Annotated in this window: 22 protein-coding genes; 1 reads left to right on the forward strand and 21 read right to left on the reverse strand. The window is 66.5% G+C overall.

Features of this window, described 5'->3' with window-relative positions; translation table 11 throughout:
* Positions 1 to 25 precede the first annotated feature (25 nt).
* The 7 genes from cyoD to HWX76_RS15875 all read right to left on the reverse strand — a co-directional run bounded on the left by cyoD (position 26) and on the right by HWX76_RS15875 (position 8,043).
* Positions 26 to 358, reverse strand: coding sequence for a cytochrome o ubiquinol oxidase subunit IV (gene cyoD, locus HWX76_RS15845; RefSeq protein WP_050012947.1), 333 nt, complete (start codon positions 356 to 358; stop codon positions 26 to 28).
* Complete coding sequence (gene cyoC, locus HWX76_RS15850; protein ID WP_027784811.1) at positions 359 to 967, reverse strand: cytochrome o ubiquinol oxidase subunit III; 609 nt, start codon at positions 965 to 967, stop codon at positions 359 to 361.
* Positions 967 to 2,970: a cytochrome o ubiquinol oxidase subunit I gene (cyoB, locus tag HWX76_RS15855; protein ID WP_050012948.1), complete on the reverse strand. Its 2,004-nt coding sequence runs from the start codon at positions 2,968 to 2,970 to the stop codon at positions 967 to 969. The genes cyoC and cyoB overlap by 1 nt, the downstream gene beginning before the upstream one ends.
* Before the next feature lie 3 nt (positions 2,971 to 2,973).
* Positions 2,974 to 3,861, reverse strand: coding sequence for a ubiquinol oxidase subunit II (cyoA, locus tag HWX76_RS15860; protein ID WP_050012949.1), 888 nt, complete (start codon positions 3,859 to 3,861; stop codon positions 2,974 to 2,976).
* 284 nt (positions 3,862 to 4,145) lie between these two features.
* The gene (locus HWX76_RS15865) at positions 4,146 to 5,675 is read right to left on the reverse strand and encodes an NADH-quinone oxidoreductase subunit M (RefSeq protein ID WP_050012950.1); all 1,530 of its coding nucleotides are present in this window, start codon (positions 5,673 to 5,675) and stop codon (positions 4,146 to 4,148) included.
* A 465-nt stretch (positions 5,676 to 6,140) separates the two neighbouring features.
* Positions 6,141 to 6,737, reverse strand: a complete 597-nt coding sequence (locus HWX76_RS15870; RefSeq protein WP_244137975.1) for a LysE family translocator — start codon at positions 6,735 to 6,737, stop codon at positions 6,141 to 6,143.
* A gap of 46 nt (positions 6,738 to 6,783) precedes the next feature.
* Complete coding sequence (locus HWX76_RS15875; RefSeq protein WP_176016058.1) at positions 6,784 to 8,043, reverse strand: NAD(P)/FAD-dependent oxidoreductase; 1,260 nt, start codon at positions 8,041 to 8,043, stop codon at positions 6,784 to 6,786.
* A gap of 108 nt (positions 8,044 to 8,151) precedes the next feature.
* On the opposite strand from HWX76_RS15875, the gene HWX76_RS15880 reads away from it, so the two are divergent.
* The gene (locus HWX76_RS15880; protein WP_050012952.1) at positions 8,152 to 8,871 is read left to right on the forward strand and encodes a class I SAM-dependent methyltransferase; all 720 of its coding nucleotides are present in this window, start codon (positions 8,152 to 8,154) and stop codon (positions 8,869 to 8,871) included.
* Between the two features lie 48 nt (positions 8,872 to 8,919).
* Here HWX76_RS15880 and HWX76_RS15885 read toward each other — a convergent pair whose 3' ends face one another.
* The 14 genes from HWX76_RS15885 to HWX76_RS15950 are packed head-to-tail and all read right to left on the reverse strand — an operon-like array spanning position 8,920 to position 23,778.
* Positions 8,920 to 9,342, reverse strand: a complete 423-nt coding sequence (locus HWX76_RS15885; protein ID WP_089488578.1) for an excinuclease ABC subunit A — start codon at positions 9,340 to 9,342, stop codon at positions 8,920 to 8,922.
* Between the two features lie 23 nt (positions 9,343 to 9,365).
* Entirely contained in the window at positions 9,366 to 9,788 is a 423-nt protein-coding gene (locus tag HWX76_RS15890; RefSeq protein ID WP_089488579.1) for a signal peptidase, read from the reverse strand.
* Positions 9,789 to 9,820: 32 nt separating this feature from the next.
* Positions 9,821 to 11,044 carry a beta-ketoacyl synthase N-terminal-like domain-containing protein gene (locus tag HWX76_RS15895; protein WP_050012954.1) on the reverse strand — a complete coding sequence of 408 codons (1,224 nt, stop codon included), beginning with the start codon at positions 11,042 to 11,044 and terminating at the stop codon, positions 9,821 to 9,823.
* Positions 11,041 to 12,270, reverse strand: coding sequence for a beta-ketoacyl-ACP synthase (locus tag HWX76_RS15900; RefSeq protein ID WP_050012955.1), 1,230 nt, complete (start codon positions 12,268 to 12,270; stop codon positions 11,041 to 11,043). The genes HWX76_RS15895 and HWX76_RS15900 overlap by 4 nt, the downstream gene beginning before the upstream one ends.
* The gene (locus HWX76_RS15905; protein WP_050012956.1) at positions 12,270 to 12,995 is read right to left on the reverse strand and encodes a 3-ketoacyl-ACP reductase FabG2; all 726 of its coding nucleotides are present in this window, start codon (positions 12,993 to 12,995) and stop codon (positions 12,270 to 12,272) included. Before HWX76_RS15905 ends, HWX76_RS15900 begins: the two co-directional genes overlap by 1 nt.
* Entirely contained in the window at positions 12,992 to 13,495 is a 504-nt protein-coding gene (locus HWX76_RS15910; protein ID WP_050012957.1) for a hotdog family protein, read from the reverse strand. Before HWX76_RS15910 ends, HWX76_RS15905 begins: the two co-directional genes overlap by 4 nt.
* A gap of 1 nt (position 13,496) precedes the next feature.
* On the reverse strand, positions 13,497 to 14,684 hold the full coding sequence (locus HWX76_RS15915) for a beta-ketoacyl-[acyl-carrier-protein] synthase family protein (RefSeq protein ID WP_050012958.1): 1,188 nt from the start codon (positions 14,682 to 14,684) through the stop codon (positions 13,497 to 13,499).
* On the reverse strand, positions 14,681 to 17,089 hold the full coding sequence (locus HWX76_RS15920) for an MMPL family transporter (protein ID WP_176016023.1): 2,409 nt from the start codon (positions 17,087 to 17,089) through the stop codon (positions 14,681 to 14,683). The genes HWX76_RS15915 and HWX76_RS15920 overlap by 4 nt, the downstream gene beginning before the upstream one ends.
* A complete protein-coding gene (locus tag HWX76_RS15925) occupies positions 17,089 to 17,754 on the reverse strand; it encodes an outer membrane lipoprotein carrier protein LolA (protein ID WP_050012960.1) in 666 nt (221 codons plus the stop codon). The genes HWX76_RS15920 and HWX76_RS15925 overlap by 1 nt, the downstream gene beginning before the upstream one ends.
* Positions 17,745 to 18,173: a thioesterase family protein gene (locus tag HWX76_RS15930; RefSeq protein WP_050012961.1), complete on the reverse strand. Its 429-nt coding sequence runs from the start codon at positions 18,171 to 18,173 to the stop codon at positions 17,745 to 17,747. Before HWX76_RS15930 ends, HWX76_RS15925 begins: the two co-directional genes overlap by 10 nt.
* A complete protein-coding gene (locus tag HWX76_RS15935) occupies positions 18,170 to 19,780 on the reverse strand; it encodes an aromatic amino acid ammonia-lyase (protein WP_124631410.1) in 1,611 nt (536 codons plus the stop codon). Before HWX76_RS15935 ends, HWX76_RS15930 begins: the two co-directional genes overlap by 4 nt.
* Positions 19,767 to 21,473 (reverse strand): glycosyltransferase family 2 protein, encoded by a 1,707-nt coding sequence (locus HWX76_RS15940; RefSeq protein WP_176016024.1) that lies wholly within the window; start codon positions 21,471 to 21,473, stop codon positions 19,767 to 19,769. The genes HWX76_RS15935 and HWX76_RS15940 overlap by 14 nt, the downstream gene beginning before the upstream one ends.
* Positions 21,473 to 23,161 carry an AMP-binding protein gene (locus HWX76_RS15945; protein ID WP_124556732.1) on the reverse strand — a complete coding sequence of 563 codons (1,689 nt, stop codon included), beginning with the start codon at positions 23,159 to 23,161 and terminating at the stop codon, positions 21,473 to 21,475. The genes HWX76_RS15940 and HWX76_RS15945 overlap by 1 nt, the downstream gene beginning before the upstream one ends.
* On the reverse strand, positions 23,158 to 23,778 hold the full coding sequence (locus tag HWX76_RS15950) for a hypothetical protein (protein ID WP_176016059.1): 621 nt from the start codon (positions 23,776 to 23,778) through the stop codon (positions 23,158 to 23,160). The genes HWX76_RS15945 and HWX76_RS15950 overlap by 4 nt, the downstream gene beginning before the upstream one ends.
* Between the last annotated feature and the right edge of the window lie 2 nt (positions 23,779 to 23,780).

The following is a 23,780-nucleotide window of genomic DNA, read 5'->3' on the forward strand; positions in this document are numbered from 1 at the left end:
TGAACCCGATGCGCCGCGCCGCCGCTCAACGCGACATCATGTTCATGCTCACGTTGTGCATCACCCACAGCGTGCCGACGATCAGGATCGCGGCAGTCAGCACCGTATAGCTGAACGCCATCACGTTCCAGCGCTGGCCCGACGAGCCGTTCATGTGCAGGAAGTACACGAGGTGCACGACGATCTGCACGAGCGCGAGCACGGCGAGCCCGATCAGCGACGCATGCGGCGACAGCACGCCGCCCATCACGAGGCCGAACGACGCGGCCGTGAGCAGCACCGACAGGATGAAACCGGCGACGTAGCCGCCGACACTGCCGTGCCCTTCTTCGAGTTGAGACGAATGCGAATGGGCCATTTAGATCACGCTCGCGAGATAGACAAAGGAAAACACGCAGATCCACACGATGTCGAGGAAGTGCCAGAAGAGGCTCAGGCACGTCAGGCGTCGCAGGTCGCGATCGGTCAGGTCGCCGCCGCGCAACACGATCTGCGCGGCCAGCACGATCATCCACAACAGGCCGGCCGTCACGTGCAGCCCGTGCGTGCCGACCAGCGTGAAGAACGCCGACAGGAACGCGCTGCGCTGCGGGCCGGCGCCTTCCGCGATCAGGTGCGAGAACTCGCGCAGTTCCATCGCGAGAAACGCCGCGCCGAGCACGAACGTCACTGCGAGCCACGCGAGCAGCGCACCGCGCCGCTGCTTGTACGCCGCGAGCATCGCGAAACCGTACGTGATGCTCGACAGCAGCAGCGCGGCGGTTTCCACCGCGACGCCCGGAATGTCGAACAGCTCTTTCGCGGTCTGCCCGCCCGCGTACTGGTGGCCGAGCACCGCGAACGTCGCGAACAGCGCCGCGAAGATCACGCAGTCGGTCATCAGGTACAGCCAGAACCCGAACACCGAATGCGACGGCGGATGGTCGTCGTGCTCGAGCAGGGTTGCGCTCAAGGTTTTCTGCAACATCAGTTGGCCTCCAGTTCCACGTCGTCGACGCGCGCCGGGCGCTTCGTCGGCTGCTTGTCTTCGGTCTTGCGCACCGTCGACGCAGGGATGTAATAGCCGTCGTTATCGCGCGAGCTGTAGATCACGAGCGTCGCGATGATCCCGACGAGCCCGCCGATCGCCATCCACCAGATGTGCCACACCAGCGCGAAGCCGAGCACCAGGCTGAAGATCGCGATCACGAGGCCCGCACAGGTATTCGACGGCATGTGGATGTCGCGGATCACGGCCGGGTTCGGCCGGCCTTCGCCGCGCGCCTTCATGTCCGCATACGCGTCGAGCGTGCGCACCTGCGGGATCACCGCGAAGTTGTAGTCGGCCGGCGGCGACGACGTCGCCCACTCCAGCGTGCGGCCGCCCCACGGGTCGCCCGTCGTGTCGCGGTACTCCGGCAGATGGCGGTTGCGGATGCTGACCACCAGTTGCAGCAGCTGGCACGCGATGCCGATCGCGATCAGCACGGCGCCGAACGCGGCGACCAGCAGCCACGGATGCCAGGCCGGGTTGTCGTAATGGTTCAGGCGGCGCGTCATGCCCATGAAGCCGAGCACGTAGAGCGGCACGAACGCGACGTAGAAGCCGACCTGCCAGAACCAGAATGCCGCCTTGCCGAGCTTCTCGTTCAGCTTGAAGCCGAACGCTTTCGGAAACCAGTAGTTGAAGCCCGCGAGATAACCGAACAGCACGCCGCCGATGATCACGTTGTGGAAGTGCGCGATCAGGAACAGGCTGTTGTGCAGCACGAAGTCCGCGCCGGGAATGGCCATCATCACGCCGGTCATGCCGCCGAGCGTGAACGTGACCATGAAGCCGATCGTCCACAGCACGGGCGTCGTGAACTGGATCCGGCCGCGATACATCGTGAACAGCCAGTTGAACACCTTCACGCCGGTCGGAATCGCGATGATCATCGTCATGATCCCGAAGAACGCGTTCACGTTCGCGCCCGAGCCCATCGTGAAGAAGTGATGCAGCCACACGAGGAACGACAGCACCATGATCGCGCAGGTCGCGTACACCATCGTCTTGTAGCCGAACAGCGGCTTCTTCGCGAACGTCGCGATGACTTCCGAGAAGATCCCGAACGCCGGCAGGATCAGGATGTACACCTCCGGATGGCCCCACGCCCAGATCAGGTTCAGGTACAGCATCGCGTTGCCGCCGGCGTCGTTCGTGAAGAAGTGCATGCCGAGGTAACGGTCGAGGCCGAGCAGCGCGAGCGTCGCGGTCAGGATCGGGAACGACGCCATGATCAGCACGTTCGTGCAGAGCGCCGTCCACGTGAACACCGGCATCTTCAACAGCGTCATGCCGGGCGCGCGCATCTTGATGATCGTCACGAAGAAGTTCACGCCGGTCAGCAGCGTGCCGACACCGGAGATCTGCAGCGCCCACAGGTAGTAGTCGACCCCTACCCCCGGACTGAACTGCAGCTCCGACAGCGGCGGGTACGCGAGCCAGCCCGTCTGCGCGAATTCGCCGATCACGAGCGACAGGTTGATCAGGATCGCGCTGACCGCCGTCATCCAGAACGACAGCGAGTTGATGAACGGGAACGCGACGTCGCGCGCGCCAATCTGCAGCGGCACGATCAGGTTCATCAGGCCGACCATGAACACCATCGCCATGAAGAAGATCATGATCACGCCGTGCGCGGTGAAGATCTGGTCATAGTGGTGCGGCGGCAGGTAGCCGGGCGCGTTGTACGCGAGCGCGAGCTGCATGCGCATCATGATCGCGTCGGCGAAGCCGCGCAGCAGCATGATCAGCGCGACGATGATGTACATCACGCCGAGTCTCTTGTGGTCGACCGTGGTCAGCCATTCCGTCCACAGCCATTTCCAGCGGCCGGTGATCGTCAGCGCGGCGAGAATGCCCAGCACGACCAGCCCCATGAAGGCGCCGGCCCCCATGATGATGGGCTGATCGAACGGGATCGCCGAAAGTGTGAGTTTGCCGAACATGCGTTACCCCTTCGTGCCGCAGGCGGCGTCCTTCAGGTCGAGGACGTGGCCATCGTTGTATTTCGCGATGATGTTGTGGAAGAGCCGCGGATCGACCGACGAGAAGTAGCGCACCGGCGCCTTTTCGCTCGGCTGCGCGACGCTGCCGTATACGGTCGCGTCGAGCCGGTCCGGCGACGCCTTCACCTTCTGCACCCACGCATCGAACTGCTCGCGCGGCTCGGCGAGCGTGCGGAACTTCATGTCGGAGAACCCGCGGCCGCTGAAGTTGGCGGACGTGCCCGCGTAATTGCCGGGCTCGTCGGCGATCAGGTGCAGGCGCGTCTGCATGCCGGCCATCGCGTAGACCTGGCCGCCGAGCTGCGGGATGAAGAACGAATTCATCACCGAATCCGACGTGATGCGGAAGTTCACCGGCGTGCCGACCGGAATCGCGAGCTGGTTCACCGACGCGATGCCGAATTCCGGATAGATGAACAGCCACTTCCAGTCGAGCGCGACCACCTCGACGTCGATCGGCTTCACCGCCGATTCGAGCGGCTTGTACGGATCGAGTTCGTGCGTGGTCTTCCACGTGAGCACGCCGAGGAACAGGATGATCAGCGTCGGCACCGTCCAGATCACGACCTCGATCGCGGTCGAGTGCGACCAGTTCGGCGCGTAGGCGGCGTTGCGATTCGACGCGCGGTAACGCCACGCGAACCATAACGTCAGCAGGATCACCGGCACGACGACGATCAGCATCGCCCACGTGGACGTCGCGATCAGCGCCTTTTCGGCCGCCCCCACGCTTCCTTTCGGATTTAGTACATCTAAATTACAACCTGACAGGCTCAATGCCGCGCCCATTGAAAGCAGCGCCGACCAGCCTCTTGATGCTCTTCTTTTCATCACACAGCCCGAGGGTCATTGAATCCGTTTGCGTATGCCCGATGCGCATTCGATTCACGAAATTGGCCGAATCATACGTCGCGCGAGTGCGATGAAAAACCGGTGCATGCGGCAAATCATCATTGCAAAATCTGCCGTGAGTCACATTGTCGCGGGGCAATTTCACGCAGCCGGAAGCGCGCCCGGCACTTGCCGTGCCGGGCCGCGGATCGATGTGTGCGCAACGATGCGCGCCGCGCGATGCGGCGGGCTTGCGCGGCGTGGTGCGGCTCGGTGTGCCGCGCTCAGTCGTGCGTCGATGCCATGTACGACGGCAGCGCCGGCGCGGGGCCATCCCCCGCCGGCACCTTCGAATGGCTCGCTTCCTGGATCAGCTTGCCGACGGTCGGATCGATCGCATCGGTGAACGGCTTCGGATCGATGCCGACCGCCAGCACGATCAGCGCGAGCGACGCGAACATCACGATCTCGCGACGGTTCAGGTCGGCGAGCTTCGCGATCCGCTGGCTCGCGACCTTGCCGAACACCACGCGCTTGAGCATCCACAGCGTGTACGACGCGCTGAGGATCAGCGTGAGCGCCGCGATCGCGCCGATCCAGAAGTTGAAGCGGATCGCGCCCATGATCACCATGAACTCGCCGACGAACCCCGACGTGCCCGGCAGCCCGACGTTGGCCATCGCGAACAGCAGCGTGAAGGTCGCGAAGCGCGGCATCACGCCCGCCACGCCGCCGTATGCGGCGATCTCGCGCTGCCGCGTGCGATCCACGAGCACGTTCACGCACAACAGCATCGCGCCCGCCACGAAGCCGTACGACACGAGCTGCACGATCGCGCCTTCGACGCCGATCCGGTTGAACAGGAACAGCCCGAGCGTGACGATGCCCATGTGCGCGACCGTCGAATACGCGAGCAGCTTGCCGAGATCGGTCTGCGCGAGCGCGATCAGGCTCGCGTAGACGATCGCGAACAGCGACAGCGCGATCACGGCCGGCGCGAAGAAGTGGCTCGCGTCGGGCGTGATCGGCAGCGCAAAGCGCAGGAACCCGTAGCCGCCGAGCTTGAGCATCGCGAGCATCAGCGCGGCGCCCGTCGGGCCGTCCGTGTACACGTCGCTCAGCCACGTGTGGACCGGCCACATCGGCACCTTGACCGCGAACGCGGCGAAGAAACCGAGGAACACCAGCAACTGCGGCGCGAAGCCGAGCTGCAGCGTGCGCCACACGGCCATGTCGAACGTATGCGACTGCGCGTACAGGTACAGCATCGCCATCAGCAGCAACAGCGAGCCGGCGAACGAGATGAAGAAGAACTTCACGGCCGCATACACGCGGCGCTCGCGCCCCCACGTGCCGATCAGCAGGTACAGCGGGATCAGCGTCGCCTCGAAGAAGATGAAGAACAGCAGCCCGTCCTGCGCGACGAACACGCCGACCATCAGCCCCGACAGGATCAGGAACGACGCGTAGTACTGCGCGACGCGCACGGTGACCGATTCCCACGACGCCACCACTACCACCAGCGTCGTGAACGCGGTCAGCACGACGAGCCACAGCGACGCGCCGTCGATGCCGACCCGCCATCCGGCATTGAATGCCGCGAGCCAGTCGCGTCTTTCGACGAACTGCATCGCCGCCGAATGCGCGTCGAAACCGGCAATCAGCGGAACGACGGCCGCCAGCCCGGCAATCGAGCCGACCAGCGCAATCAGTCGTATTCGGCGGAAATGCTGGTCGGAACCGGCGCGCAGCAGGCCCGCGCCGAACAGTATCGGAACCCAGATGGCCAGGCTCAGAAAGGGGAAATCATGCATGTCAACAACGCCTTGAGGAGGTCGCGCCTTGCATCGGGGACAGGCGCGACGAAAGGAACGAAATCAAATCGACAGGTAGATTTCGTGAATCGCCAATGTTGGCTAAATGTAAAGCAGCATCACCGGAAAACTTGATGCCGCTCAAACGCGATCGGGTTAACCAGCATAAGGCGATTGATTGTTTTCTGCAGCGCAGCAGAGCATTGTTTTTCGCCTTCGGCGTAGGCCAATGATTTATATGCGTAATTTTTTGTATTGACCGATGCGGCGCGCGCCAGGAATAGACGCAGCGCCGCATTTTTGATACCAACCGGTCGTTTCGAAGGGCCGGAACGACCGGATTGACGGCTCGCGGTGGGGAGATCGTGCAGGGTCGCCTGCCTTACACACGCCCTTTCATTTTTATTTCACAGGGGTCGCGTGATCTTTTCCGCGACAGGAATCGATCGCACGACCATAGAAAGCTCATTTCACGATCGAATACAGCAGCGACCCCGAAAACAGAACCAGCAGCACCGACGCCGAACGAAATAGCGCCGTGATATGACGCGGCCCGGATGCCAGTATCCTCGTCACGCGCCCGAGGCTCGCCCAACCCGCTCCAATGGGCACGAGGACCAGCAGAAACGCACCGAACGCGACGGCCCCGTTACCGACGTTCTGAAACGCCTGGAGTGGAAACGCCGTACTTGCAAGCAGAAAAGCCTTCGGATTCAATAGCGTGGCGACGACGACATCGTGCCACGTCACCGGCTTCGAACGCCGATCCTCTTCCAGCGTGCCCCGTGCCCACATTTTTGCCGCCAGCAGCAGCAGATACGACGCGCATGCCAACTTGATCACGCTCAAGATTTGAGGATGCGCCATGGCGAACGCCAGCAGCGAAACGCCCCAAGCCGAGATAGCGATGACGTAGCCTGCGCCTTCGGCGAACAGGAGCGGGAGGGTTCGCGTCAGACCAACGCTTATTCCGGACGAAAAAAGTAACGTGTTGGTCGGTCCCGGAACGATCAATACCAGGGCCGAGTAAAGGCATATCGTAATGAGTTGATGCGTATCCACTGCAATCTCGATCGAAGGGGTGAGCCAATGTATTCGGCTTCGCGCGCTACGAGGCGATGTCGGTCCCGCCTATCGAACTGCACAACTGCGCAAGAATATCGAGACCCCGCGCCGGCTCCCGTACAAACGGATTCGTCTGGTCCCACGCATAACCCGCCAGAATCGAGCAGACCATGCGTTTCACGTCGGAGGCCTTGTCTTCGTGAAACACGATGTCTTGCAGCGCGCCCGAGTACCAGCGTTCGACGAAGGCGCGGAAGGTGTCGATGCCCTTGCGCAGCGCGATGTCGTAATCACGTGCCCAGTCGACCGACTCGCCACGCAACTGCCGTTCGAGTGCGGCGACCGCCAGTTGAGCCGAGCGCATCGCGATCGTCACGCCCGACGAAAAGATCGGATCGAGGAATTCGCCCGCGTTGCCGAGCAGCGCATAGCCGGGGCCGTGCAGGGTCTCGACGTTCGACGCATAACCCGAGATGCGGCGCACGGGCATCACGAACGGCTTGCTGCCGACCAGTCGCGACAATGTCGGCTCGCTTTGCAGCAATTCGCGCAACAACGATTCCTGTCGCGCGTCCGGCACGTCGAGAAACCCGGCATCGGCCACGCAGCCGACCGACGAGCGCCCGTTCGTCAGCGGGATCATCCAGAACCACACGTCGCGTCGCTCCGGATGAACGGCGATGCAGATCTTGTCGCGATCGGTCGACCCGGCCGGCAGGCTGTCCTCGACGTGCGAAAAGAGGGCCGCTCGCGTCGGCAGGCCGGTCGGCGCGTCGAGATCGAGCAGTCGCGGCAACACGCGGCCGAACCCGCTCGCATCGAGTACGAACGACGGCTGAACGGAATAGTCGTGCCCGGCTTCGTCGACGATGTCGAGCCGCGGCTTGTCGCCCGGCTGGAAGGCGCGCACCGTATGGCCGAATCGCACGTCCGCGCCCTGTTCGGCCGCACAACGGATCAGCAGATCGTCGAAGGCCGCGCGCTCGACCTGATAGGCCGTCCCCCAGCCCACGGAAAACTTCTCGCGAAAATCGAACGACGACATCCTGTCGCGATAGACGAAGTACGCGCCGTTCTTGAACTGGAAGCCGGCCTCGACGACCGCCTGCAGCATGCCCGCCTCCTCGAGATACTGCATGCTCTGGGGCAACAGGCTTTCTCCGATCGAAAAGCGCGGAAAATGCTGACGCTCGAGCACCAGCACCGAACGGCCGGCCTTGCGCAGCAGCGCGGCCGCGACGGCACCGGAAGGCCCGGCCCCGATGATCGCGACGTCGATGGAATTCGATTTCATTTCACTCATGCTTGCCAATTCAGTCCGATTGATTGGGTATCTTATGTTTCTGACGCCACGATCCGGCGTTGCCAACTACAATAGGCGCTCAACAAATCCAAGATCGATGAGAGACCCATGACGTCCTCCCGCACGCACGCGCCCGCCTATGTTCCCGAAACCCGGTTCGGCATCTGGTTTCTTCGCACGCATACGTGGGAACATCACGTGCTCAAGGTTGCGATCGACGATCTGAAGCGGCTCATCGCGGCGCCGCTGCCGTCGGCCCCCGTCCTCCTCGACGCAGGATGCGGTCAGGGCAAGTCGTTTCGCCTGCTGAGCGAAGCGTTCGCACCCGCCAGGATCATCGGTATCGACTGCCACGACGACTCGCTCGCGCATGCGTCGGAAGCGGCGCATCGCTGCGCCACGCCCGTCGAACTGCGGCATGCCGACTGCACGCAGATTCCGCTTGCCGATGCGAGCGTCGACATCGTGTTCTGCCATCAGACCTTTCACCATCTCGTCGATCAGGACCATGCGCTGGCCGAGTTTCGCCGCGTGCTGAAACCCGGCGGACTGCTGCTGTTCGCCGAATCGACCGACGCGTACATCAAGTCGTGGGTGATCCGGCTGCTGTTCCGCCACCCGATGGAGGTTCAGAAAAGCGCCGACGGCTACCTTGCCATGCTACGCGACGCCGGGTTCGGTTTCGACACCCGCAACGTGTCGTTCCCCTATCTGTGGTGGAGCCGCGCGAAAGACTTCGGACTCCTCGAGCGCATCGGCCTGTACGCACCGAAACCCGGCAAGCGCCGCGAAACGCTCGTCAACGTCGCCGCGCGCAAGCCTGCCTGAGCCAGCAAGGCCGCCGTTCGGCGGCCCCCTGCTACCGGCCGGTGCCGGTTACTGCTTCAACGTCACGACCTCGCCCGTCAGCGCCGCGCCGGCAACCACCGCGCCGGCACCGCACGTGTACTCGCTCGGGCTGGAGCGCGACACGTTGCGGTAATTGCTCTTGATGCCGACCACCGCATTGCCGCCCTCCTTGCGCGCGCGCGCCTGAAGCTCGATCACGGCCGACAGGAATACATGCTGACACGCCGCCTCGTCGCTCTTGCCGAACGCGTTGGTCTTCTTGTTGGTCGCGAACGTCCCGTACGACTTCATCACGCGCGGATGCGGCTGATCGCCGAAATAGAGCGCGACGCCGTCGTCGAGCTTGCCTTCCTCGCTCTTCAACGCGCTGTCGATCGGATAGTCGCGGATCGTATCCCGTGCGTAGGCGGCCGAAGCCGCGAACGTCGCGCCGATCAATGCCAGTGCCATGCGATATTTCACGTGTGCCCCCGTCATTGAGCATTCAACTGCACGACGTCGCCCGACACGGCAATCGCGCCCGCACTGCCGCTCACGCCACACGTATATTCGGTCGTCGAATTCGAGCTTTTTTCATGGAAGCGCGTCGTCACGTTGATGACCGCATTCCCGCCGTGATGCTTCGCATAAATGCGAAGACGGTTCAGCGCTTCCGCCAGCGCTTGCTCGCACGTCGGCTGCTCGCTTTCGACCCGGCGCACGCGCACCGATTCCGAACGCGGACCGATGCTGGTCTTGACCTCCGGATGCGGCTGCGCACCGAAATAAATCGCGACGCCGCTCGTGTCCGGTGCCGTTGCCGCTGCCGGCAGAGGCAGCGAACGCACCACGGTGCCGCACCCGGTCAGCAACGATGTCGCGACCAACATGCCGGCCAGATGTCGTGTGTGCTTCATTGTTATCGTCCTCTCAGCTCAGTAAGTTCACTTCAATCGCCCTTCCAGGCGTCCAACAACACACTTGCACAGCTGCCGCCGAATCCGAACGAAACCGACAGCGCGCGTTCGATCGCGAATTCGCGCGCGTCGCGCACGAGCGGCATGCCGGCTATCGCGGGATCGGGCACATCGCCGACGGCCGAGCCCGCGACGAAGCCGTCGCGCATCATCAGGATCGTATAGATCGCTTCATGCGCACCGCTCGCGCCGAGCGGATGCCCCGTCATTCCCTTCGTCGACGAGAACGCCGGCACGTCGCCGCCGAATACGTCGCCGAGCGCTTTCAGTTCCTCGACGTCGCCGCGCTGCGTCGACGGCGCGTGCGTATTGACGTAGTCCGGACGCCGTTCGCCGCCATGTTCGAGCGCGCCACGCATCGCGCGCGCCATCCCCGGCGCATGCGGCATCGCCATGCCGGCGTTGTCCGTGCATTGGCCGAATCCGCTGATCTCCGCATGAATTCGCGCGCCGCGCGCGCGTGCATGCTCGAGCGATTCGAGCACCAGAATGCCGGCGCCGGACGCGATCACGAAACCATCCCTGTCAAGCGCATACGGACGCGACGCGCGGTCCGGCGTGTCGTTGAAACCGCTGGACAACACGCCCATCGCGTCGAACATCAACGTCATGTTGTCGTGCAGCGCCTCGCTTCCACCGGCCAGCACGATGTCCTGGCACCCGGAGCGGATCAATTGCGCCGCTTGCCCGATCGCGAGCGCCCCGCTCGTGCACGCGGACGACGGCGAGTACGACACGCCCTCGATGCCGAACACCTGCGCGACGCATGCCGACGCCGTGCTGCTCATCGCCTTCGGCACGACATAGGGCGGCGTCTTGTCGATGCCGCGATGCTGCGCGATCGTCATCGCGTCGTCGTAGTCGGCCATCGATCCGATGCCGGACCCGACGATCGCGCCCACGCGCGGCGAACGGAGCACGTCGGCAGCGAGGCACGCATCGTCGAGCGCCGACGCGGCCGCATGCGCGGCAAAGCGCGCCGTGTCACCCATGAAGCGTTCGTGCTTGCGGGCAAACCGCGCTGCCGGGGCGACCGACGCCACGCCGGCGACCTGGCTGCGAAAACCGCGCTCGCGCCATGCGTCCACGCGGCTCACACCCGAGTGACCGGCGCGCAGCGCGGCCGATACTTCGTCAAGCGCGTTGCCGAGGCACGACACGATGCCGAGCCCCGTGACGACGACGCGCGCCGTCATGCGGCGACCCGCCGGAAGATCAGCGACGTGTTGATCCCGCCGAACGCGAAGTTGTTGCTCATCACGAATTCCGCTTCGATCCGGCGCGCGTCGCCGACGATGTAGTCGAGCGGCGCGCAGGCCGGATCGATCGTATCGAGATTGAGCGTCGGCACATACCAGTTGCGCTTCATCATCTCGATCGTCCACCACGCCTCGAGCGCACCACATGCGCCCAGCGTATGCCCGACATAGCTCTTCAGCGAGCTGATCGGCATGCGTTCGCCGAATACGGACGCGGTCGCATGACTTTCCGCGACGTCGCCCCGGTCGGTCGACGTGCCGTGCGCGTTCACGTAGGCGATCGCATCGGCATCGAGCGCCGCATCGCGCAGCGCGACACGCATCGCGACCGCCATCGTCTCCGCGGTCGGCTGGGTGATGTGCGCGCCGTCGGAATTGCAGCCGAAACCGACGATCTCCGCATGGATCGTCGCGCCGCGCGCCATCGCGTGCTCGTATTCCTCGAGCACGAGCGTCGCCGCGCCTTCACCGACCACCAGCCCGTCGCGATCGGCATCGAACGGCCGCGGCGTCAGGTTCGCGGCATCGTTGCGCGTGCTCGTCGCGTACAACGTATCGAACACCGCGACCGCCGGGCCGGACAACTCCTCCGCGCCGCCCGCCAGCATCAGCGCCTGCTTGCCCGTCGCGATCGCCTCGTACGCGTAGCCGATTGCCTGGCTGCCGGACGCGCAGGCCGACGACGTCGGCACGATCCGGCCTTTCAGATCCCAGAACAGGCTGACGTTGACTGCCGTCGTGTGCGGCATCATCTGCACGTAGCTGTTCGACGTGACGTCGCGCATCGATCCCGTCTCGATCATCGTGCCGAACGCGCGGATCGGCTCGACCGATCCCGACGACGACCCGTACGCGACGCCCATCCGGCCGTCCCGGATCGACGCGTCGTCGCCCAGCCCCGCATCGGCCAGTGCCAGTTCGCTCGCGCGCACCGCGTACATCGATACGGGCCCCATCGAACGGGTCTTCTTGCGCGGATACGTGCGCGGCAGCTCGAACGCCGGCAGCGGGCACGCGAGCCGCGTATGCAGCGCTTCGTAGCAGTCCCATTCCGGCATGTAACGCACCGCGTTGCGCCCGTCGCGCAGGCGCGCCTCGATGTCCGCCCAGCTTTGACCGAAGGCGGTCACGCCGCCCATTCCCGTCACGACCACTCGCTTCATCACACCATCCCGCCGTTGACGCCGATCACTTGTCGGGTGACGTAGGTCGCCGCATCCGACATCAGGAAGCCGACCACCGCCGCGACTTCGTCAGGCTGGCCGACGCGGCCCATCGGGACCGTCTTCAATGCCTGTTCCAGCGGCACGTCGTCGAGCATGCCGGTATCGACCAGCCCGGGCGCGACGCAATTGACCGTGATCTTTCGCGATGCCAGTTCGACCGCCAGCGCCTTGGTCGCGCCGATCAGGCCGGCCTTCGCGGCGCTGTAGTTGACCTGGCCGCGATTGCCCATCACGCCCGACACGGACGCGATCGTCACGATCCGGCCGCCGCCGCGCAGACGCACCATCGGCATGGTCAGCGGATGAACGACGTTGTAGAACGCGTCCAGCCCGGTTTCGATCACGATATCCCAGTCCTCCTCGGACAGCGCCGGAAACGCGCCATCCCGCGTCACGCCCGCGCTGCAGACGATCCCGTAGTACGCGCCGTGCGCGTCGACGTCGGCCTCCAGTTCACGCCGGCACGCCGCGCGATCGCGCACGTCGAACTGCAGCACGCTCGCCGTGCCGCCCTGCGCGCGAATCGTCGCGGCGACGCTTTCCGCGTCGTCGCGGCCGGTGCGGCAATGAACCGTCACGGCGAAACCGTCGGATGCCAAGCGCAGTGCCACGGCGCGGCCGATGCCGCGGCTCGCCCCTGTCACGAGAACTCGCCGAGTCATGAATTGAAACTCCCTTCGATAAAAGTCTGAAAATCGCTCGGTTGGTACACCTTGACGACGGCTTCCGCGCAGCACTCGCCGTCGGCATGAATCGCGCACTCGTACGCGCCGTGCCCCTCGTCGCCGCGCAACAGTTCCCGCGCGACGATGCGCAGCGTCGTGTCCGTGCGGAACGCGGGGCGATGCGCGACATAGCGGTTCGCGCCGAGCAATACGCCCGGCTTCGCCCGGCCGCCCGCATGCGCGGCGAGCAGGCCGACGTGCGCGGCGATCGCCTGCGCCATCAGCTCGATGCCGATCCACGCCGGCATCGCACCGCTGTCGTCGGCGTACCACGCATCGCGGCGCGCCATCGCGCTCACCTCGATGCCGGTTTCCGAGCAGCGCTCGATCGAGTCGAGCAGCAGCATCGTGCCGCGATGCGGCAGCACGTCGCGCACGTCGCCGACAGGAATATCCGCGCCGCCGTGCAGCGCGTCGATCAATGGTCCGGCTTGCATGTCAGGTCCCCAGAATCAGGCTGGCATTGCTGCCGCCGAAAGCGAACGAATTGCTCATCACGTAACGTCCGGTGGCATCGCCGGCCAGACGGCGCTCGCCGTCGACGAGGTCGAGTGCCGGCAGCGCCGGATCGTGCTCGCCGTCCCAGACGTGCGCCGGCAGCGCGATCCCGCGGGCCAATGTCAGCCAGCCGAATCCCAGCTCGGTCGCGCCTGCCGCGCCGAGCATGTGCCCCGTCAGCGGCTTGGTTCCGCTCGCCGGCACGCCGTGCGGAAACACGCGGGCCATCACGTTCGCTTCCATCTCGTCGTTCAGCCGCGTCGCGGTCGCATGCAGGTTCACGTAGCCGATCGCGGACGCAGCCACACCCGCGTCCGCGAGCGCGGCGCGCAACGCGTCCTCGGCGCCGTGGCCCGCCGGATCCGGCGCCGAGATGTGATGCGCATCGCTCGACTCGCCGACGCCGGCCAGGCGAACCGCCGCTTCGTCGCGGCTCATCACGAACAGCGCGGCGCCTTCGCCGATCGTGATACCGCAGCGGTTCCGGCTCATCGGATTGGTCCGGCCCGGGCTGACCGATTCGAGCGACGCGAAGCCCTGCAGCGTGAGCTCGCACAGCGAATCCGCACCGCCGACGACGACCGCATCGCAGAGCTTCAGCCGCAGCAGGCGGCGCGCGGCCGCGAACGCCTTCGCGCTCGACGTGCAGGCCGTCGACAGCGTATAGGCCGGCCCGCCGACACCGAGTACGGCCCGCACGAACGGCGCGGCCGTGCCGATTTCCATCTGTCGATAGTCGAATCCGGCGGGTGTCGTGCCGGTCGCGGCACGCTCGGCGAGCGCCTGTTCCGCCGCCTGAATGCCGGACGTACTCGTGCCGATCACGACCCCGACCCGGCGCGGACCATGGCGCGCGATCGCCGCGGCGATGGACGATTCGATCTGCGCGAGCGCGGCGAGCAGCAGCCGGTTGTTCCGGCAGTCGAAATGCGCGAGCGCGTCAGGCGGCGCGATGTCGAGCGCGGACCGTACGTGCCCGACCCAGCCGCCGGCGGGAACGTCGGTACGCGGCGTCATGCCCGGTGCGACGCCCGCGCGCAATGCGGCGACGATCTCGTCGGTCGTTGCGCCAAGCGCGTTGATCATGCCGGGCGCGGACAGGTAGACCGGCGTCTGTTTCGAATTCATGCGCGACGCTCCTTGGCGGATGGCGTGGCGAGCGGTGCGAACAGCACCGACAGTACGATGCCGATCGCGAGCGTCGTGCCGAAGCTGCGCAGCGCGGGCATCGCGCTCGCGCCGAGCATGCCGAACGACAGCAACGTCGTGGCCGCCGACAGCAGCACGCCGGTCCATACGGCGCCGATCCCGGCCTGGTCGCGCAGGCATCCTTCGCGGAGGAACACGGCGTAATTGGCGCCCACGCCAAGCACCAGCATCAGTGCCAGCCAGTTGAACAGCGTGAGCGGCACCCGCGCATAGCCGAACGCCGCGAGCGTCAACGCGATGGCGAACACGACCGGCAACGTCGTCGCGATGCCGCCGCGCATGCCGTATCGCCACGTCAGCAGCGCGGCGACCACGACCAATGCGCCGATCAACCACAGGCCGCTGTCGACCCGATACGCGCCGAACAGGTTCGACACGCTCGCGGCCTTGTCGACCCACGATACGCCCGGCAGCGTGCGCGCGAGGGCCGCGAACGTCGCCGCGTTCGTCGCATCGACCCGTTCCGGAATCGCGAGTGCCGCATCGACGGGACCGGCGCCGCCGTTCACGCGCCCGAGCCACAGATGCCGGAACGGCGCCGACCAGCGTGCCGCCAGCCAGCTGTCGACCGACAGCGTCGCCCGAGCATCGCGGGAAAACGCCTGAATCCATGCGTCGGCGACGTCGTCGCGGAAACCCGCTTTCGCGAGCGTCTCGCGCAGCGCGGCGACATCGGCGAACACGTGCGTGTCGAGCACGGCGCGGTCATGTGCCTGCTGCTTCGCCGACGGCACGAACGTCGCGATCGACTGGATGCGGCCGAGCTGCTGCCGATCGAGCGCTCCGACCAGCGCCTCCGAGCGCTCGAGTACCTGTTCCTGCGACGCACCCTGGATGACGAAGAACTGTGCCGTATTCGCCAGTCCGACCGCCGCCCGGATATTGCCTTCCTGTCGAGCAAGACTCGCATCGCGCTGAACCAGCAGATGAATGTCGTCATCGCTCGTCAAGCGCGCCCAGCCCGGAATCGCGACCAGCGCAACGAGCACCGCGGCGGCCACGGCACGCCGGCCCGCGAGCAGCGACTGCCATCCGCTCAGCAGGCGCGCGGCGCCCGAGAAAACGCGGGACGGCACGCGCCGCGGCGCCTGCGTCAGCATGAGCGGCAAGAAGCCGGTCACGGCGGCGAATGCGCAGAGGATCCCGACGATCGCAAAGCACGCGATCTGCTTGAGCGCCGGGAACGGCACCCACATCAGGATCGCGTAACCGAGCAGGCTCGTCGCCAGCGCCACCGCGAGCGCCGGCCGCACCGCCGCCGCGCCGCGCCGCGCGTCCCACTGCCGCCCCGCGGACAGGTACGCGACGAAATACTGGATCGAATAATCGACGGCCTCGCCGATCAGGCTCACGCCGAACACCAGCGTCAGCAGGTGCAGCTTGCCGAATACGAGCAGCGTCGCCGCCAGCGCGCACACGATGCCGAATGCCGTCGACGCAAACGCGAGCACCAGCAGACGCGGCGAACGGAATACGCTCATCAGCAGCAGCGCGATGCCCGCCAGCGACACGGCGCCGATCACGTGCACGTCGCGCTCCGCGCTGGCGCGTGCGGCTTGCGCATAAAACACCGCGCCGGCCCGGTCGACACGAACGCCGCGAAAGTCCGTCGCCAGCGCTTGCTCCGCATCGGCCGTCGCGATACGCACCGCGTGCTGGACCCTGGATTCATAGGCCGAGCCCGGCAGCGACGTCATCACGAGCACACCCGTTGCCCCGTCGCGATGCGACACCAGCATCCCGTCTTCGAGCGACAGACTCGATGCGGCGAGCGGCAGTTCGCCGAGCCAGTGCTGCAGCCAGCCGAACGGATCGTCGGCCACGGCGGTCTGCAGCCCATCGACCGGCGGCGCATAGAGCCGCCGGGTCAACCGTTCACCGAGCGTGGCGTCGCCTTGTTCGAGCGACCGGCGATCCGCGTCCGTCAGCAGGCCGAAACGGGCCGGCAGGTAGGTGGCCGCGATCTGCGACAGGTCGAACGGCGGCACCTCGACCGTCACCGACCGAAATGCGCCGCTCGCGCCGAGCCGCGCGCCAAACCGCTTCGCGGCGGCTTTCGCGCGGGCGGCGTCCCGGTCAGTCACCAGGTAGACGGTGCGATTGCCGAGCGCATCGCCCAGCATGTCGACCGCGCGTTCGGCAACCGGGTTCGCCTCGGTGGCCGGCAGCAACGCTAGCAGGTTCGTCTGCAGCGGCGCCGGCCCGCTGAAGCGCCACAGGATGTAGGCGACGGCCGCCAGCGTGACGAGCAGCCATGCGGCGCACTGCACGCGCCGCCGGGCCCGTTCGCCCGCCACGCCGATCGCGTCGCGCGCCGGGTCCATCAACGCGCCTCCAGCCACGCGCGCTCGGCAGGCGCAGGCGCGTCGACCGGCGTCGTCCGCCCGAACTCGAGCACGGTCACGTTGCCGTTCGCGAACGTCATGTCGAGCCGGCCGAGATAGGCGCCGCCACGCATGTCGAGCATGCGGATCGCCTGGGCGAGCTGCGGCTGATTCGGCCGCAGGACCATTCGCCAACGCTCCGGCGTGCCGCTCGCGTCGACGTCGAATTGCGCGTACAGCGCGGACAGGTCGCCGCCCAGCATGTCGCGCATCATGCGCGACACCTGTGCGACGCCACGGCCGCCACTACTGGACGCGACGAGGCGCCCGTCCGCGCCCGCCTCGCGCACGCCGCGGTCGGTAATCACATAAGTGGCCTTGTAGGGCGTCTCGATTCGCCAGATGACGCCCGACCGGCGATCGAACAACATCGATCCGGTGCTGACGAGCGGTTGCTTCATCGCCGACAGCGTCTGGGTCTGTCGAAAATCCGCGCGTATCGCGTCGACCCGCGCCAGCCGCATCGCGATGTCGGACACGAGCGCGGCATTCTCCGGCCGGGTCGCGGGGGTCGGCACCGGAGCGGCCATCGCGTCACCGCCGGCGAGCACCGCACAGGCGGCGAACATCGCCACCAGCCGTCTGCGGATCGGATTCAGGCCCATTGCGCACGCACCCGTTCGATCAGGGCCGGCGGCGCCACGAACTGCAGCTCGCGCGTCGTCGCATCGACCGCCAGTTGCACCGTATACCCCTTCGTCAGACGCTCACCGGAGGCCGCATCGACGATTTCGTAACCGATCTTCAGCCGGTTCTCGAATTCGAGCAGCGTCGCACGCACGTCGAGCTGCTGGCTGTAATGGGCCGGGCGAACGTACTTCAGATGTGCCTCCACGACCGGCCACAGGTAGCCTGACGCCAGCATCGCCGGATAGTCGTAGTCGATCATGCGCAGCAACGCCGCGCGGCTGCTTTCGAAGTACTTCAGGTAATGACCGTGCCAGCAGACGTTCATCGCGTCGACATCGTGAAACAGGACCTCGACGCGAGCCGTCGCGGTCAGCGGCGGACGAGATGCGTTCATGCCGCCTCCCCGCGCCGGATGCCGCCGGATGCTTCGCCGATCGGCTCGCATGCCGCAAGACGCGCGGTCAGCGCACGCAGCTCCGCTTCGAGCGGCCGGTCCTCGACCACCAGCGGCGACTGGCGGCCAACGTCGTCGATGAACGCGCGCAGCGCGGGCGAAAGCTGTGTCCCGGGGGCGTCGCGCAGACGCAGCCGGGCGGCCTGCACGGTCGCGAGCACATGCGCGGCGGCAACCTGTTCGGTCAGCGCCAGCACGCGCAGGCAATCACGCGCGGCGATGGTCCCCATGCTGACCTTGTCCTGATTGTGCGACTCGGTCGAACGCGAGAACACGCTGGCCGGCATCGTATGCTTCAGCGCCTCCGCGGTCCACGCGGAAGAAGAAATCTGCACGGCCTTGAACCCGTGGTTGATCGCCACGCGCTCCGGCGCCGCGCCGGTCAGGTTGCGCGGCAGTCCGTTGCTGAACTTGTCGTCGACCAGCAGCGCGAGCTGGCGGTCCATCAGATCGGCGAGGTTCGCCACGGCGGTCTTCAGCGCGTCCATCGCGAACGCGATGTGACCGCCGTAGAAATTGCCACCGTGCAGCACGCATCCTTCGTCCGGATCGATCAGCGGATTGTCGTTCGCACTGTTCAGTTCGTTCTCGATGTCGCGACGCATCCACGACAACGCGTCGCGCGCCACGCCGATCACGTGCGGCGCGCACCGCACCGAATAGCGATCCTGCAGACGGCGTCCGGGCAGTTCATCGCGCCCGGCGAGATCGCCGCGTATCCATGCGGCCGCCTCAGCCTGCCCCGCATGCGGTTTCGCGTCGAACAATCGTGCATCGAAGTGCCCCGCCCGCCCGTCGAGCGCGACGGTCGTCAATGCGGTCAGGCGGGCCGCCATCCGCGTCAGGTGATCGGCACGGGCGAAGGCAAGACAGGCCAGGCCGGTCATGACCGCCGTGCCGTTCATCAAGGCCAGTCCTTCTTTCGGTGCAAGCGACAGCGGCGCGCGACCGATCGCGTCCCACGCGGCGCGCGCGTCCCGTTCGTCGCCATCGAACGATACGGTGCGCTCGCCGACCAGCGCCGCTGCGACATAGGACAGCGGTGTCAGGTCGCCGCTGGCGCCAACCGAGCCTTCCGACGGAATGCGCGGCAGGATCCGGTGATTCACGAGATCGGCCAGCCGTTCGAGCAACATGAACCGCACGCCCGAGTAGCCGAACGCGAGCGAGTTGAGCCGAGCGACGACGATCGAGAGCGTTTGCGTCGCGTCGAACCAGTCGCCCATCCCGCACCCGTGATAGCGCGTCAGTTGCAGCGGCAGCGCTTCGACGAGCGCCGGCGGCACCTCGACCACGCACGCGTCGCCATAGCCGGTCGTTACCCCGTAAAGCGTGCCGCCATTCGCGAGATAGTCGCGCAGCCAGGTTGCGCCGCGCTCGATCCGCGCGCGCCATTCGGGCGCCGCGTTCAGCGCGACCGGCGCACCGTCGCGGGCGACCGCGACGACGTCCTCGATCGTCAGATGCCGGCCGCCGATCACGACGGGCGGCCGGTTCGCGTGCGCGGCGACGGTCGCCGCGGCGTCGTTCATGTCATGCTCGGCCACGCGGACCTCCATCGGGCCGCGCCCAGAAATCGAAGAAGTTGAACCATTGATAGGGAGCCTTGCGGCAATAGTGTTCGAGCCGCGCGGCATAGCGCTGCGCCCATTCGGCAACGTGGCCCGCGCGCTCGCGGCGCGGCAGCTCGATCCGGTCGGCGAACGGTTCGAAATAGAGCCGGTAGCCGCGCCCCTCCTTCAGGCAGAAGAACAGGTAGACCGGGCAACCGAGTGCGTGCGCGAGGATGTACGGGCCCTGCGCGAACGGCGCCGTCGCGTCGAGGAAACAGGCGTCGACCGTCTTGCCGGAATCGCGCGGCGGCACGCGGTCGCCGACGATCACGAGCAACTCGCCCGCGTCGATGCGCGACTGCATCATCATCGCCGTATCCGGTCCGAAGTCCGCCACTTCGACGAGCTGCTTGCCGAATTCCCGATTCGCGCCGGCCAGCACACCGGTAAAACGCTTCGCATGCTCGGTGTAGACGATCGCCGTCACCTTCGTGTGCGCGTCGCGCAGCGCAAGCGCCCGGGTCATCTCCAGGTTGCCCAGGTGCGCGCCGATCACGAGCGCGCCGCGCCCGCTCGCGGCGAGCGTATCGAACGCGGACGAATCGTCGAAGCGCACGTCGAGTTCGTCGAGACGGCCGGACCATGCGACGAACTTGTCGAATCCCGCCTGCGCGAAGGCAAGCATGTGCCGGTACGCACTGCGCCATCCCGGCTTCGGCACGTCCGCCGCTCGCGCGTCGCGCAGCCGCGCGATATAGGCATGCGACGCGGTGCGCGCCGTGCGATTCGTCAGCACGAAGTAACCGACGATCGGATGCAGCCAGAGCGACGTGAAGCCCTTGCCGAACCAGCGGCAACTGAGCGCCAGCAACGCCATGCCGATACGGCTGCCGCGTTCCGGCAGGCGCCACCACGCGCGCGTGTGCGCCGCCGGCGATGCGCCGCGCCGCCCGACGAGCCGACGGGTCAGCAGCATCGGTGCGCGCGCCAGCATCCCCGCGACGAGCCGCGCATGGCTCATGCTGATGCGCACGTTGTCGCGCCAGACGTCGAAATGCGACACGCCGTCGGCCGGGTAGACGACGCGCGTCGGGACCGTCTTGAACGTCAGCCCGCGCCAGTGCAGCCGGACCAGGATTTCGCTGTCGAAAGCCATTCGGGTCGGCATCGATACCGCGTCGATCAGTTCGCAAACGGCAGCGACCGGATAAAGCCGAAACCCGCACATCGCATCGGGGATGTCGAGCGACAGCGTTTCGATCCATACCCACACGTGCGTGAGGTAGCGGCCATACAGGCGGGCCTTCGGCACGCTGTCGTCGAAACGCGGCCGGCCCAGGATCACGGCGTCCGGCGCCGCCTGCGCGGCCGCCACGAACGTCGGCACGTCGGCGGCATCGTGCTGGCCGTCGGCATCGATCTGAATCGCGTGCCGATAGCCGCGGGCGCGCGCGGCGCGCAATCCTTCCATGACCGCCGCGCCCTTTCCGGCGTTGACGGGCAACCGCAGCAGCGTCACCGACGGCGCATAGTGCGCGGCCAGCGCGGCCAGCACCTGTTGCGTCGGTGCATCGCTGCCGTCGTCGACCACCAGGATCGGCAGGCCGTGCACGACGAGGCGCGCCAGCGTGCCGCCGATCGCTTCGCGATGGTTGTAGATCGGAATGACGATGCAGGTGTCGCTCATCACTCCGCCGCGCCGTAGACCAACACGCCCGACGTGCATTCCCGCCCGGCGCAGCGAAACGCGAAGCGCGCACGTCCGCGTACGGGGTCGTGCGCGATACGCAACGCCAGCACCGCACCCGGCGGCACCGGCGCCTTGAATTTCAGGTGTTCGATGGAACGGATGGCGCGCGCGGCCGGTATTTCGCGGCCGGCGAGGCGTGCGGCCCAGTCGATTTGCACGACACCGGGCAGGATCGGCAGCCCCGGAAAATGCCCGTCGAAATGCGCGAGCGCGGCCGGCACGCGCAGCTCGTAATGCAACGCGTCGTCGCTGCGCCACGAAGCGAGCAGTTCGAAACCCTCCGGCGTGGCCGTGAACGCGGCCGCCAGCGCGACGGCCGGCAATTTGCCGCGCGCATCGAACGGCATCGTGTGCGGGAATCGCCAGTAGCGCGGCAAGGCGGCCGCGTCGAAGTACGCGCCGAGCGCATGCCGCAAGATCGTGGCAACCGCAAGTCGCCCCTCGCTCGCGAGTGCGTCGCGCCCCGCCGCGGTCAATACCGCGACGACGCCGACGTGCGCACGGGTCGTGCCGTCGACCACCACGGCCGCCGCCTGCTCGACGTAGGCGTGCGCATGTAACCGCGCCTCGAGTTCGGGCAGCGAAACACGCTTGCCGTCGAGCTTGACGACGCGATCGCGCCGCCCCGCGAGTGCGAAGCGACCATACGCGTCGAAGCGCGCGGTGTCGTCGGTGGGGTGCCAGCGGTCGTGACCGAGATGGGCGGAACGCACGCACAGCACGCCGTCGTCATCGCAACGCACGTCGACGCCCGTCAGCGGCTGCCACGCGGACGAGACATCCTGACGCCGCCACGCGATGCCGCCGGTTTCGGTGCTGCCGAAGATCTCCAGCGGCGCGGCGCCGAACGCGTTCGAATAGACGATCGCTGCATCGGCCGACAGCGGGCCGCCCGACGAGAAGAACGCGCATGGCGGCGGCGCCTGCATCGGAAAGCCGGGTAACGCCGGCCAGCGCATCAGTTGCGACGGCGTGGAAACCACCACACCGCCACCGTATTCGGCCAGCCGCTGCTGCAGTTGCAGCGGCTCGAGCACCGGCATTCGGTCGAACGCACGGCCCGCTGCCAGCGGCCACAGAATCCTGAAGAGCAGTCCGTAGATGTGGTGATGCGGCACGCTCGACAGCGTCACCGCCGCCCCGATACGGTCGCCCCATTCGCGCTGCAGCGTGCGCACTTCGGCATCGAACTGCGCGAGCGACTTCCGCACCGGTTTCGCGGTGCCGCTGCTGCCCGACGTATAAAGCGTCACCGCGGCGGCAGCGTCGATCGGGCGGGCGGTGATATCCGATTCGCCCGCCGTGTCGCGCTCGCACGCGGCCAGTGCCGGCGCGTCCAGCACCAGGTCGTATGCATGAGCCAGATCGCCGAGGTAGCCTGGCGCGTTGCTCGCCGGAATCACGATTTCCCCATGGGTCGCCGCGACCGCGAAGAATGCGCACGCGAACGCGTACGGATCGTCCGTGCAGATCGCGACCCGACGCGCGCCGCGCGCGTCCACCAGCCGGGCGATGGCGTCCACGCGGGCCCGCAGGTCCCGCAGCGTCAGCAGCGCGGTGCCGTCGCGACAGACCGCCACGCCGCTATCGACTTCAGCACACAGCATCTCGTGCAGTGCGATCATGCGCCCCCCGCCCGTTTCCGCGTCGGTACGACGACGAGCCTGCGCCACAGCCACTCGCCCGCAAGCAGCATCCCGATCAGCACGTACGCGATCAGCCCGTTGTAGAGCGCCCATGATTCACGACTCCAGTACAGCGCCGTATAAACCGAAAAACCGCCGTTGACGATGAAGAACGCGCACCACGCCTGGGTGACGCGCCGCGTATACCGGACGATTGCCGGGCCGGGCTCGGGATAGGTCAGTCGTGCGAATTTTTCGATCATTGTCGGACCGTGCCGCAGGGTGGCGCCGAACGCGACCAGCAAACCGGCACTCACGCATGCGGGATAAAGATGAAGAAGTCGCTCGCTATCGGTCACGGCAATCGCGACCGACAACGCGGTCAATGCACCGGCCACGCACCAGTCGAGCGTCGTGAGCCGTTTGAGCGCCTGCGCCAGCGGGCCCTTGCCGATCGTGCGCTGCAGCCACAGCAACGCAACCAGCAGGCAACCGACGTAACGCGGCGACATGCTTTGCCACGCAAACAGGATGACGAGCGGATAGGCCACGACCAGCGCCACCCTGGCAGCGACCGCTGACCAGCGCGGCAGGATCGTGCCTGTAGTCGCCCGCATGC

The sequence above is a fragment of the Burkholderia sp. BCC0398 genome, assembly GCF_902833245.1.
GTDB lineage: Bacteria > Pseudomonadota > Gammaproteobacteria > Burkholderiales > Burkholderiaceae > Burkholderia > Burkholderia sola.

Bases quoted from the DNA above. Each gene is read 5' to 3' on its own strand.
- cyoD (WP_050012947.1), bottom strand. From the start codon at position 358: ATGGCCCATTCGCATTCGTCTCAACTCGAAGAAGGGCACGGCAGTGTC.
- cyoC (WP_027784811.1), bottom strand. From the start codon at position 967: ATGTTGCAGAAAACCTTGAGCGCAACCCTGCTCGAGCACGACGACCAT.
- cyoB (WP_050012948.1), bottom strand. From the start codon at position 2,970: ATGTTCGGCAAACTCACACTTTCGGCGATCCCGTTCGATCAGCCCATC.
- cyoA (WP_050012949.1), bottom strand. From the start codon at position 3,861: ATGAAAAGAAGAGCATCAAGAGGCTGGTCGGCGCTGCTTTCAATGGGC.
- HWX76_RS15865 (WP_050012950.1), bottom strand. From the start codon at position 5,675: ATGCATGATTTCCCCTTTCTGAGCCTGGCCATCTGGGTTCCGATACTG.
- HWX76_RS15875 (WP_176016058.1), bottom strand. From the start codon at position 8,043: ATGAGTGAAATGAAATCGAATTCCATCGACGTCGCGATCATCGGGGCC.
- HWX76_RS15880 (WP_050012952.1), top strand. From the start codon at position 8,152: ATGACGTCCTCCCGCACGCACGCGCCCGCCTATGTTCCCGAAACCCGG.
- HWX76_RS15885 (WP_089488578.1), bottom strand. From the start codon at position 9,342: ATGGCACTGGCATTGATCGGCGCGACGTTCGCGGCTTCGGCCGCCTAC.
- HWX76_RS15890 (WP_089488579.1), bottom strand. From the start codon at position 9,788: ATGAAGCACACACGACATCTGGCCGGCATGTTGGTCGCGACATCGTTG.
- HWX76_RS15895 (WP_050012954.1), bottom strand. From the start codon at position 11,044: ATGACGGCGCGCGTCGTCGTCACGGGGCTCGGCATCGTGTCGTGCCTC.
- HWX76_RS15900 (WP_050012955.1), bottom strand. From the start codon at position 12,270: ATGAAGCGAGTGGTCGTGACGGGAATGGGCGGCGTGACCGCCTTCGGT.
- HWX76_RS15905 (WP_050012956.1), bottom strand. From the start codon at position 12,995: ATGACTCGGCGAGTTCTCGTGACAGGGGCGAGCCGCGGCATCGGCCGC.
- HWX76_RS15910 (WP_050012957.1), bottom strand. From the start codon at position 13,495: ATGCAAGCCGGACCATTGATCGACGCGCTGCACGGCGGCGCGGATATT.
- HWX76_RS15915 (WP_050012958.1), bottom strand. From the start codon at position 14,684: ATGAATTCGAAACAGACGCCGGTCTACCTGTCCGCGCCCGGCATGATC.
- HWX76_RS15920 (WP_176016023.1), bottom strand. From the start codon at position 17,089: ATGGACCCGGCGCGCGACGCGATCGGCGTGGCGGGCGAACGGGCCCGG.
- HWX76_RS15925 (WP_050012960.1), bottom strand. From the start codon at position 17,754: ATGGGCCTGAATCCGATCCGCAGACGGCTGGTGGCGATGTTCGCCGCC.
- HWX76_RS15930 (WP_050012961.1), bottom strand. From the start codon at position 18,173: ATGAACGCATCTCGTCCGCCGCTGACCGCGACGGCTCGCGTCGAGGTC.
- HWX76_RS15940 (WP_176016024.1), bottom strand. From the start codon at position 21,473: ATGAGCGACACCTGCATCGTCATTCCGATCTACAACCATCGCGAAGCG.
- HWX76_RS15945 (WP_124556732.1), bottom strand. From the start codon at position 23,161: ATGATCGCACTGCACGAGATGCTGTGTGCTGAAGTCGATAGCGGCGTG.
- HWX76_RS15950 (WP_176016059.1), bottom strand. From the start codon at position 23,778: ATGCGGGCGACTACAGGCACGATCCTGCCGCGCTGGTCAGCGGTCGCT.